Here is an 11,447-nt window from a genome sequence, read left to right on the forward strand (position 1 = left end):
TAAAATTGAAACACAAATTCTATAAAAAAGGAAAAAATTATGGCAAAAGTTATGAAAACAATGGATGGTAACGAAGCCGCTGCATATGCTGCCTATGCATTCACAGAAGTCGCAGGAATTTATCCTATTACTCCAAGTTCACCTATGGCTGATTATACAGATATTTGGGCTTCTCAAGGAAAGAAAAATATTTTTGGAATGCCTGTAAAAATTGTTGAAATGCAAAGTGAAGCAGGTGCTGCTGGTAGCGTTCATGGTTCGTTACAAGCTGGTGCATTAACTACAACTTATACAGCTTCTCAAGGTTTATTACTTAAGATCCCAAATATGTATAAAATCGCAGGTCAAATGCTTCCTGGTGTTATACATGTTGCTGCTCGTGCAATTGCTGCTCAAGCTTTATCAATTTTTGGTGATCATCAAGATATTTACGCAGCTCGTCAAACAGGTTTTGCAATGCTATGTTCAAATAGCGTTCAACAAGCTATGGATTTAGCTGGTGTTGCTCATCTTAGTGCTATTAAAGGAAGAGTTCCATTTATGCATTTCTTTGATGGATTTAGAACATCTCATGAAATTCAAAAAATTGAAGTAATGGACTATGAAGTATTTAAAAGATTAATTGATATGGATGCAGTTCAAGCATTCCGTGATACCTGTTTAAATCCTGAACATCCAAAAACTCGTGGAACTGCACAAAACGATGATATATATTTTCAAACTCGTGAGTTAGCTAATAAATTTTATGATGCTTTACCTGATGTAGTAGCTGATTATATGAAAGAGATTTCAAAAGTTACAGGTAGAACTTATAAACCATTTGTATATTATGGTGCTGCTGATGCTACTCGTGTAATTGTTGCTATGGGTAGTGTAAATGAAGCTTTAACTGAAGTGGTTGATTATCTAAACAAAAAAGGCGAAAAAGTTGGTGTTATGATGGTTCATTTATATAGACCATTTAGCTTAAAATATTTCTTTGAAGAAATGCCAAAATCAGTTAAAAAGATTGCAGTTTTAGACAGAACAAAAGAACCAGGTAGTATAGGCGAGCCTTTATATCTTGATATAAAAGCTGCATATTATGATAAAGAAAATGCACCTTTAATTGTAGGTGGTAGATATGGTCTTAGTTCAAAAGATGTTGACCCTGCACAATTACTTGCAGTATATGAGAATTTAAATCAAGAAAAACCAAAAAATAATTTTACAATTGGAATTAATGATGATGTAACTCATCTTTCATTACCACTAGGCAAAAAGATTTCATTAGGAGATGAAAGCACAACTGAATGTTTATTCTACGGACTTGGTGCTGATGGAACAGTAGGTGCAAATAAAAACTCAATTAAAATTATTGGAGATAAAACTGATTTATATGCACAAGCATATTTTGCTTATGATAGTAAAAAATCAGGTGGATATACAAGAAGTCATTTAAGGTTTTCTAAAAAGCCAATAACTTCAACTTATTTAGTAAGCACCCCACATTTTATTGCTTGTAGTGTTGCTGCATATTTAGATATTTATGATGTTTTAGCAGGTATTAGAGAAAACGGAACTTTCTTACTAAACTCAATTTGGGACGAACAAACTACAATTGAAAAAATTCCTAATAAAGTTAAAAAAGTTCTAGCTGAAAAAAATGTGAATTTTTATATCATAAATGCTACAAAACTTGCTCGTGATATAGGACTAGGTAATAGAACAAATACAATTATGCAAAGTGCATTCTTTAAATTAGCAAAAATTATTGATTATGAAGATGCTCAAAAATATATGAAAGAATTTGCATATAAAAGCTATGTTAAAAAGGGCGAAGCAGTAGTTGAGATGAACTATAAAGCTATTGATATTGGAGCACAAGGTTTAGTAAAAGTTACTGTTGATCCAGCTTGGGCTAATTTAGTAATAGATGAGAAAAAAGCTGATGATAAATACACAGGAACTGCTTTTGTTGAAAATATAGTTAAACCTATGAACGCTGCAAAAGGTGATGATTTACCAGTGTCAGCATTTATCGGATATGAAGATGGTAGTTTTGAGCATGGAACTACACAATATGAAAAGCGTGGTGTTGGTGTTATGGTTCCTAAATGGATTGAAGCAAATTGTATTCAATGTAACCAATGTGCATCAGTTTGCCCACATGCAGTAATACGCCCATTCTTAATTAATGATGAAGAAATGGCAAATGCTCCAGCAGGCGTGAAAGAGCATTCAATCGATGCTAAAGGTGTAAAAGGCGAAAGTCTTAAATTTAAAATTCAAGTTTCAACATTAGATTGTACAGGTTGCGAGTTATGTGTAACTGAATGTCCAAGTAAAGAAAAATCACTTGTTATGGTTCCACTTGAAGAAGAGCTAGAAAAAGGCGAACAAGATAATGCTGATTACTTATTCCATAAAGTTACTTATAAAGATAATTTTATAGCAAAAGATACTACAAAAGGTGCTCAATTTGCACAACCATTATTTGAATTCCACGGAGCATGTCCAGGTTGTGGTGAAACTCCATATATTACATTAGTTACTAGAATGTTTGGTGAGAGAATGATGATTGCTAACGCAACAGGTTGTAGCTCAATTTATGGTGGTTCAGCACCTTCTACTCCATATCGCAAAAATGATAAAGGTTTTGGACCTGCTTGGGGTAACTCATTATTTGAAGACAATGCTGAGTTTGGTATGGGTATGAGAGTTGCTACCGAGACAATTCGCCATAGAATTGAAGATATTATGATTAATACAAAAGATAAAGCTCCAAATGCAATTGCAGCTCTTTATGGCGAATGGTTGGCTAATAAGAAAAATGCTGATATAACAGCAGATGTTAGAGATAGACTAATTCCATTATTAGAACAACACGCAGAGCTTGAAGGTGCTAAAGAAATTTTAGGTCTAAAAAGCTATGTAGCTAAAAAATCTCAATGGATTTTTGGTGGTGATGGCTGGGCTTATGATATTGGTTATGGTGGGCTTGACCATGTTTTAGCTAGTGGAGAAGATGTGAATGTATTAGTAATGGATACTGAGGTTTATTCAAATACAGGCGGACAAGCTTCAAAATCAACTAGAACAGGTGCAGTAGCACAATTTGCTGCAAGTGGTAAGCCAAGTCAGAAAAAAGACTTAGGACAAATTGCTATGACTTATGGAAATATTTTCGTAGCTCAAGTAAATTCAAATGCAAATTATGCTCATTTTATTAAAGCACTAATCGCAGCAGAAGCTTACGATGGACCAAGCTTAATCATTTGCTATAGCCCTTGTATAGCTCACGGAATTAAAGGTGGAATGGGTGCTAGTGGTGATCATGCAGAAATCGCAACTAAGTGTGGTTATTGGCCAATTTACACATTTGATCCAAGATTAGAAGCAGAGGGTAAAAATCCATTAAAAATTGCTTCAAAAGAACCTGATTGGAATTTATATGAAGAGTTCTTAATGGCAGAAGTTCGTTATAACTCACTAAAAAAAGGAAATCCAAAAGAAGCAGCAGAACTATATGCTCGCAACAAAGCAGATGCACAAAGACGCTATAGACAATTAAAGCGTTTAGCAGCAGCTGATTATAGCATTTCTGAATAATTTCAAGCCCTTTTTAGGGCTTGATTATTTTATTACTCAAATAGAATTTAAAACATTAATATAATTTTTTAATAACTAGTGAATTATTAATCATATTAATCTTTTTATGAAGAAATAAGAAACATTATTGACGCTTATAAAAGCATTAAAACACTTTCATAGTTTTATACTCAAAAATTAAAATTATTTTTTAAGAATATATAAAAATATCATCTAATTATTATAAATTAAAGTAATTACTTAAATGGTGTTAATTTGCCTATTTAAAGCTTAATAGTATATATTCAAAATTAGCGTAAATAAAGGCAAATTAAATATTTAAAATATTAGTAAATTTATACTATAGATTTATAAGCAATGTGAAAAATTATTAATTATTAAAATACTAAAAAAGAAACTTTTTATAAGTTTATTACTAATAAATATTGATGATATTTTATTTTTTATATTAATTTTATTATAAATTCTCTAATTCAAAATACCATAAAATCGTGATTTTTTATATATTATAATTTTTATCTTATGAGATTATAAAAAAAATAATATTTGACTTATAATGTAATTTAGAATAATATTTTGCTATTAATTTTTTATTTTAAGAAAAAAATAAAGATTAATACCAAAATTCTTATTTAAAGGAGTTTTATATGAATGAAGAAAAATTCAATAGGCGAGATTTCATAAAATCAGCTACTATTGGTGTTGGTGCAGTAGCAGCTAGCACAAGCCCTGTATCAATTATGGCAAGTGAGCTTAAAAAAAGTGGTAAAAATACCTCACTACCAAGCGTAGATGTTTTAGTTATCGGCTCTGGTGGTGCTGGTCTTAGAGCTGCTGTTGCGGTTAGAAAAAATCATCCAAATTTAAATGTTGTAGTAGTTAATAAAGGTATGCCATCACGAAATGCAACCTGTATGGCTGAAGGTGGGATTAATGGTGTGATTGATTTTGAAAATGGTGATTCAAACAAATTACACGCGTATGATACTGTTAAAGGTAGTGATTTTTTAGGCGATCAAGATGTAATTATTAAATTTGCTGAAAAAGCAACTGAAGCAATTCACGAACTTGATTATGCAGGAATGCCTTTTAATAGACAAAAAGATAAAACGGTTGCAAGGCGTTTTGCTGGTGGTGCAAAATATGAACGTTGTAATTATGCAGCCGATAAAACAGGCTCTATTATGATGCACACCTGTCTTGATGAAGCCATTACAAATGGTGTTAATTTCTTGCTTGACCATTACTTACTTGATATTGCGATTGATAATAATGAGTGCGAAGGTGTAGTTCTTTTAAATATGCAAACAGGAGATGTAGTGCCTGTATTAGCAAAATCAGTGGTTCTAGCAACAGGTGGTTATACTCGTGTGTTCTATAACCGCACTTCAACCCCATTTAATGCTAGTGGAGATGGAATTGCTGCAGCACTTAGAGCTGGACTTGCGTTTAAAGACCCTGAAATGCTTCAATTTCACCCAACAGGAGTTAGAAATGGTGGTGCATTAATTACTGAAGCGGCAAGAGGTCTTGGTGGAAAATTAATTAATAATAAAGGCGAACGCTTTATGAGTAAATACTCAAATCGTCTTGAGCTTGCTCCAAGAGATATTGTTTCTCGTTCAATTGAAAGTGAAATTCGTTTAGGCAATGGATTTGGAGAGGGAATGGGCTCTTATGTTCTTTTAGATGTTACGCATTTAGGTGAAGAACAAATTATGAATGAATTACCACAAATTCGTCATATTGGACTTTTATTTGAAGGTATAGATTTAGTAAAAGAACCAATTAAAATTCGTCCAACAGCACACTATTCAATGGGTGGTATAGAAATTGCAAAATTTGATGATATGAGTACTCATTTAGCAGGACTTTTTGCTGCAGGTGAGACAAGTTGTGCTTCAATTCACGGAGCAAATCGTCTAGGTGGAAATAGCTTAGCTGATGCGGCAGTTACAGGCAAACTTGCAGGTGAGGGTGCAGGTGAGTATGCAAATAAAAGACAAAATTATGGCTCTGGCAAACACGCTGAAGAATTAGCTCAAAAATGGAGAATTAAGCTAAAAGATATAACAAGTGGCAATTCAAAACCTAACGAGCTTTATGATTTAAGAGAAGAATTTGGACAATACAACTGGGATAATATGGGAATTTATAGAACAGGAGAAAAGCTTGAAAAACATATAAAAATCCTAGATGAGATTTGGGCTAAATATAATAATCTTAAAATTTCAAATCCAAATATGTTCTATAACACTGCTTTAATTGAGTATTTAGAATTTGGAAATCTCATTCTTTTAGCAAGATGTGCTTGTCTTGGTGCATTAAACAGAAAAGAAAGCCGTGGGGCTCATACTAGAGAAGATTATCCAACAAGAGATGATGAGAATTTCTTAAAACATAGCCTTGTTACTTTAAAAGATGACAAATTAAGCCTTAGTTATAAAGATGTAGTTATTACAGAATTTAAACCTGAAGAAAGGAAATACTAATGAAAATTTTAATTGACCGCTTTAATGGAGTTGATAAATTTGTTCAAGCATATGATTTAAGTATAGATGAAGTAAAGGGAAAAACGCTTTTAGCCTTATTACAACATATAAAACGCACTCAAGATATTTCACTAAATTTTACTTCGGCTTGTCGTATGGCAATTTGTGGTGCTTGTGGTGTGCGTGTGAATGGGCATTCATACCTTGCTTGTGATACTAAAATGGATGATTTATTAAAAGAATATGATAATCCTGAAAGCTTAAAAATCTCTCCTTTGGCAAATTTTAAAGTTCTTTCGGATTTAGTTGTAGATTGGGAGCCAAGTATTGAGAATTTAAGAAAAATAAAACCAACTATAACACCAAAAGAAGCCTTTTCTGATAAAAAAGGTTGCGTGCAAACTCAAGCTGAAGTTGATGCTATTAAAAAACAATGGGATTGTATTTTATGTGGTTGTTGTGCTAGTGAATGTAATAAACTTGAAGCTGATTCAAGTGATTATATGGAACCATTTGTATTTACTCACGCATTTCGTGCTGCTTATGATTCACGCTCAAAAGATGCTTTAAAACACTTAAAACCATCTATTGCAAATGGTCTTTGGATGTGCGTTCATTGTCAAGAGTGTGCCGACCGCTGTCCTAAAGGAATTAGTGCTGCTGATGATATAGCAATGCTAAGAGTAATGGCTATGAAAAAAGGTTTAAAAGATGGCACAGGACCAGCTCACGCAGAAGCATTCTTAAAAGACTTAGAAGATACAGGTAGATTAAATGAGATTTATTTAGCACTTCGCTCTGAAGGTGTTTTAGCAAATACTACAAAAATAGATATTGCATACAATCTAATGAAAGCAGGTAAGATGAATCCATTACATATTTTTGGTGATGAAGAAATTGAAGGTCATGAAGATTTAGTAAAAATGATTGAAGCAGCTAGAGCTGCTAATAAGGAGTAAGTTATGCAACAAAAAGATTTCGCTTTTTTCCCTGGCTGTGTTTTAAGTCAAGCAGCTAAAGAATCAAAAATGTCATTAGAAGCAATAGCTCCAATACTAGGTATAACTTTACACGAGATTAAGGGTTGGAGTTGCTGTGGTGCATCTCAAGCACAAGATGTAGACCCAATAGCAGCACTTGTAGCAAATGCTAGAAATATAGCATTAGCTGAGAATATGAATATGCCAATGCTAACAACCTGTAGCACTTGTATGTTAACTTTAACTCGTGCAAAAACTGCTTTAGATAAAGGTGCAAAAGACCGCATAAATGAATATTTAGCAAAAGGTAATATGAAATATCAAGGAAATAATGAAATAACAAGCCTTTTATGGATTTTGTATGAGAATTTAGATACCTTAAAATCAAAAGTTGTTAAGCCACTTTCTAATCTAAAAGTAGCTTTATTTTATGGTTGTCATAGTATTCGCCCTGAAAAATCATATAACGCAAAAGAAAGTTCAACTAATCCAAAAAGCTTTGAAGCTGTAGTTAGTGCGCTTGGTGCGACAATAGTTCCATTTGAAAAACGCTTAGATTGCTGTGGTTTTCACGCTAGTTATCCAGCAGTAAAATCGGTGCAAAAAATGTCATCTCAAATTGTTGGTAGTGCTGATAAAAATGGTGCTGATTGCGTTGTTACACCTTGTCCGCTTTGCCAAATGCAGCTTGATATTTACCAAGAACGCTATCAAGATGCAATGGGTTCTGAAATTAGAAAGCCAATAATTCATCTTTCTCAATTAGTAGGATTAGCACTTGGTCTTAGCAACGAACAATTAGGACTTGATTTAAATATAATTGATGCTACAAAATTAGCATAATTTTAGGGGCTAAGCCCCTAATTCTTTTGCCATTTTTATAAACTCAAGCTCTAAATGTGAGAGTTTTTTATCTTTTTTATAAGCTATAACTAATGTTTTAATTAAATTATTATCTTTTATATTAAATAATTTTATTTTATCTTTTTTATCATCTTTTATTAATTCTCTAATAGTAAAAGTAGCACCAACACCGCTTGCTACTATTGAATTTGCAATATCAAAAGTCTCAGTTTCGCATAAAATTTTAGGAATAAATTCATTGTTTTTAAACATTAAATCAATATCTAATCTACTTCTTTGAGAAGATTTTGGCAGAATAAATTTCTCATTTTTTAGTTCTTTGATTGATATTTCTGGCAATTCTTTATTTTTATATTTTAAAGATAATTCGTGTAAAGATGGTAGTGCTAGAAAAACATTGCTGCTTTTTATTATTTCATATTTTAAATATTTTATATCAAGTGGTAAAACTAGCATTCCAAGGTCAATTTCATCATCATAAATCATTTGTTTGATTTTAAGCGTTGAAAAGATTTGAGAAATTTTAATACTAGCGTCGCTAAAACGCTTGCAAAATTGTGGCAAGAGATTTGGAATCATATTATAGCCATTTTGTAAGAATGCTATACGAATTTTGCCAGTTTTGGCATTGTTTAGTGCTGAAATTTCAGTATCAAGCTCTGCTATCATATCTTTTATTAGATTTGCTTTTTTTAAATATATTTCTCCTGCTTCGGTTAAAGATATTGGATTTGTGCTTCTATTAAAAAGCGTGGTTTTTAGCTCATTTTCTAATGCAAAAATACTTTGAGATAATGATGGTTGCGGTATTTTAAGCTCATTTGCAGCCTTTGTAAAGCTTTGCAATTTTGCTACTTTTAAAAATAGTTGCATATGTCTAAAATTCATCTTTTATCCTAATTTAAATTCTTTATTTTTCATATAAATATTTTATATGTTATTTGGTAATAAAATAAAAAATAGCTTTATAAAATTTTTTACTTTTAAAATTTAAATAGATAATATTTATTATAAGATTTTAAAACAAGGTAAAAATGATTATTCTAGCGTGGGTAATACCTGAATATAAGTAAAATAGCAAAAATAATATGTTAAATAATATTGACATTACAACAAATTCTGCTTTAGATTAATATATCTTGTAAGAATATTTTAAAGCAAATTGAAGCTGTATTTTATGGTTTTCATATTATACAAATTTATATAATTTTTAAAGATGAATTATTTAGTAAAGCAATTATTTTAAATTCTTATTTTGTAAAAATCAAAATAAGAATTTAAATAAGCATTATAAACCTAATTGAATTTCTTTAGAATATAAATACCCTAAATGATTGGTGTTATTTAAGGTTATTATTTTTGCTAAATCATTAGATATTTCAAGGACATTAATGCAGGTATTATCTTGAGTAATATTCCAAAATGAGCTAAGTGGTGCATTTAATAAATGAGAAATGATTACCTTATTTACTGCATCGTGAGCGAAAACTGCAATTGTTTTTCCATCATATTTTGTAATATAATCGTTTATTGCAAGTTTTACTCTATTTAAAATATCTTCTAAGCTTTCTCCATTAGGCATTTTTACTAAATGTGGGGTTTGCTTCCATTTTTTTAATAAATCTTGTTCTATTTCACTTGATAATCTACCTTCCCAAGTTCCGTGATTTATCTCTAATAATCTTTCATCTTTTAAAACTTCTTTATTGTGAAATTTAGCACTTTCACAAGCTGTTTCATAAGCTCTTTTTAAAGGACTTGCTATAAAAAAATCAATTTGTATATTTTTTAAAGCAAGGGCTAATTTCTTAGCTTGTTCCTTGCCTAAATCACTTAAATCAGTATCAATTTGACCTTGATATCTACCTTCTTTATTCCAATTAGTTTGCCCGTGTCTAAGTAATATTAGATTAATCATCGCAAATCTCACTGCAATCAATTATCTTAACTCCATGAACTCCAGCTAATTCACAAAGTTTTTTATAATCTGTTTTTAATGGTTTTTTATTAATACTAATTGCCATTATGTTTTCACCACTTGTATTTGTTTTGCTAACTTGCATACTTAAAATATTTATTCCTGCTTCGCCTAAAATAGTTCCAATTTGTCCTATCATACCAGGCACATTATCGTGTGGCACTAACAATAATACTCCACTTGGTTCAAATTTAATATCATATTCATCAATACCACTAACATAAGCACTCTTATCGCTCATTAAAGCTCCTCTTATTTCGTGCTCACCTAATTCGCTTACTATTTTTACTTTTATTTGATTATTTACTTCATCACTTTTTTGCTCAATTAAGCTTATTCCTCTATTTTGAGCTAGAATTGGTGCATTAACCATATTTACTTTTTCTTGCAATATAGAATTTAATAATCCACATAACATTACTTGGCTTAAAGCTCTAGTATCAAGTTCTTTAAAGGCATTTGAATATTCAATGAAAACTTGTTTAATTGCTGAATTACTAACTTCACATGCAATAAATCCTAATGCTTTTACTAGATTAAAATAAGGCTTAATTTTATTTAGCATTTCAGGGCTAACTGGCACAGCATTTAAAGCACTAGCAACCATTTGACCATTTAACGCTTCTTTAATAGCAATTGCTACATCAACTGCAACTCCTTCTTGAGCTTCTATTGTAGACGCACCTAAATGCGGTGTTAAAACCACATTTTTTAAAGTTGTAATCTCGTGGTTTCCCAATGGCTCGTTAGCAAAAACATCAAGAGCAGCTCCTGCAATATCTTTATTTTTTAAAGCATTTGTTAAATCATCAAGATTAATACATTCACCCCTTGCTGCATTTATAATTCTTACACCTTTTTTCATTTTAGCTATGCTATTTTTATTTATCATTTCTTTTGTTTCATCTGTTAATGGAAGGTGTAATGTAATAAAATCAGCTTCAGCATAAACTTCATCTAATTCACATTTTTTAACTTGTAAATGAATAGCTCTTTCGTTGCTAAGATATGGATCATACGCAATTACTTTCATACCAAATGCTTGTGCTCTACTAGCAACACCAGCACCAATTCTACCTAAACCTAAAACCCCTAAAGTTTTATCTTTTAATTCAAGTCCTAAAAAGCTTTTTCTATCCCAAATACCATTTACAACACTAGCATGTGCGTTAGGTATCATTCTAGCAAGGCTTAACATTAGTGCAAAAGTATGTTCTGTAGCTGCGTTTGTATTACCATTTGGTGCATTTACTACTATTATTCCTTTTTTTGTAGCTGCTTTTATATCTATATTATCTACACCAACTCCAGCTCTACCGATTACTTTTAATCTATGAGCGTGTTCTAATACTTTTTCTGTAATTTTTGTAGCACTTCTTAAAATAACTGCATCATAATCACCAATTATTTTTAGCAATTCTTCTTCGCTAATTTTAGGATATTCACTTACTTTGCAATCTTTTTCTAAAATTTTAGTAGCTAAATCGCTAACTCCATCTAAAACTAAAATCTTGTTCATCTACTCTCCTTTAAATAAAAGCT

7 protein-coding genes are annotated in these 11,447 nt (G+C 31.3%); 4 read left to right on the forward strand and 3 right to left on the reverse strand.

Annotated features, from left to right (window positions below; all coding sequences use genetic code 11):
• Positions 1 to 39: 39 nt before the first annotated feature.
• From nifJ to sdhE, 4 genes are all read left to right on the forward strand, one after another.
• Positions 40 to 3,591 carry a pyruvate:ferredoxin (flavodoxin) oxidoreductase gene (gene nifJ / locus AVBRAN12637_RS04485; protein WP_336615407.1) on the forward strand — a complete coding sequence of 1,184 codons (3,552 nt, stop codon included), beginning with the start codon at positions 40 to 42 and terminating at the stop codon, positions 3,589 to 3,591.
• 647 nt (positions 3,592 to 4,238) lie between these two features.
• Entirely contained in the window at positions 4,239 to 6,083 is a 1,845-nt protein-coding gene (sdhA, locus tag AVBRAN12637_RS04490; RefSeq protein WP_336615408.1) for an 8-methylmenaquinol:fumarate reductase flavoprotein subunit, read from the forward strand.
• Positions 6,083 to 7,042, forward strand: coding sequence for an 8-methylmenaquinol:fumarate reductase iron-sulfur subunit (sdhB, locus tag AVBRAN12637_RS04495; protein ID WP_214117140.1), 960 nt, complete (start codon positions 6,083 to 6,085; stop codon positions 7,040 to 7,042). Before sdhA ends, sdhB begins: the two co-directional genes overlap by 1 nt.
• A gap of 3 nt (positions 7,043 to 7,045) precedes the next feature.
• A complete protein-coding gene (sdhE, locus tag AVBRAN12637_RS04500; protein ID WP_214142701.1) occupies positions 7,046 to 7,906 on the forward strand; it encodes an 8-methylmenaquinol:fumarate reductase membrane anchor subunit in 861 nt (286 codons plus the stop codon).
• A 9-nt stretch (positions 7,907 to 7,915) separates the two neighbouring features.
• Here the strand turns inward: sdhE and AVBRAN12637_RS04505 are convergent, their stop codons facing one another.
• From AVBRAN12637_RS04505 to serA, 3 genes are all read right to left on the reverse strand, one after another.
• Positions 7,916 to 8,815, reverse strand: a complete 900-nt coding sequence (locus tag AVBRAN12637_RS04505; RefSeq protein ID WP_336612385.1) for a LysR family transcriptional regulator — start codon at positions 8,813 to 8,815, stop codon at positions 7,916 to 7,918.
• A 400-nt stretch (positions 8,816 to 9,215) separates the two neighbouring features.
• Entirely contained in the window at positions 9,216 to 9,857 is a 642-nt protein-coding gene (locus tag AVBRAN12637_RS04510) for a histidine phosphatase family protein (protein ID WP_214142703.1), read from the reverse strand.
• Entirely contained in the window at positions 9,838 to 11,424 is a 1,587-nt protein-coding gene (serA, locus tag AVBRAN12637_RS04515) for a phosphoglycerate dehydrogenase (protein ID WP_214117130.1), read from the reverse strand. Before serA ends, AVBRAN12637_RS04510 begins: the two co-directional genes overlap by 20 nt.
• Between the last annotated feature and the right edge of the window lie 23 nt (positions 11,425 to 11,447).

The organism is Campylobacter sp. RM12637, assembly GCF_020137645.1.
Taxonomy (GTDB): domain Bacteria; phylum Campylobacterota; class Campylobacteria; order Campylobacterales; family Campylobacteraceae; genus Campylobacter_E.

Bases quoted from the DNA above. Each gene is read 5' to 3' on its own strand.
- nifJ (WP_336615407.1), top strand. From the start codon at position 40: ATGGCAAAAGTTATGAAAACAATGGATGGTAACGAAGCCGCTGCATAT.
- sdhA (WP_336615408.1), top strand. From the start codon at position 4,239: ATGAATGAAGAAAAATTCAATAGGCGAGATTTCATAAAATCAGCTACT.
- sdhB (WP_214117140.1), top strand. From the start codon at position 6,083: ATGAAAATTTTAATTGACCGCTTTAATGGAGTTGATAAATTTGTTCAA.
- sdhE (WP_214142701.1), top strand. From the start codon at position 7,046: ATGCAACAAAAAGATTTCGCTTTTTTCCCTGGCTGTGTTTTAAGTCAA.
- AVBRAN12637_RS04505 (WP_336612385.1), bottom strand. From the start codon at position 8,815: ATGAATTTTAGACATATGCAACTATTTTTAAAAGTAGCAAAATTGCAA.
- serA (WP_214117130.1), bottom strand. From the start codon at position 11,424: ATGAACAAGATTTTAGTTTTAGATGGAGTTAGCGATTTAGCTACTAAA.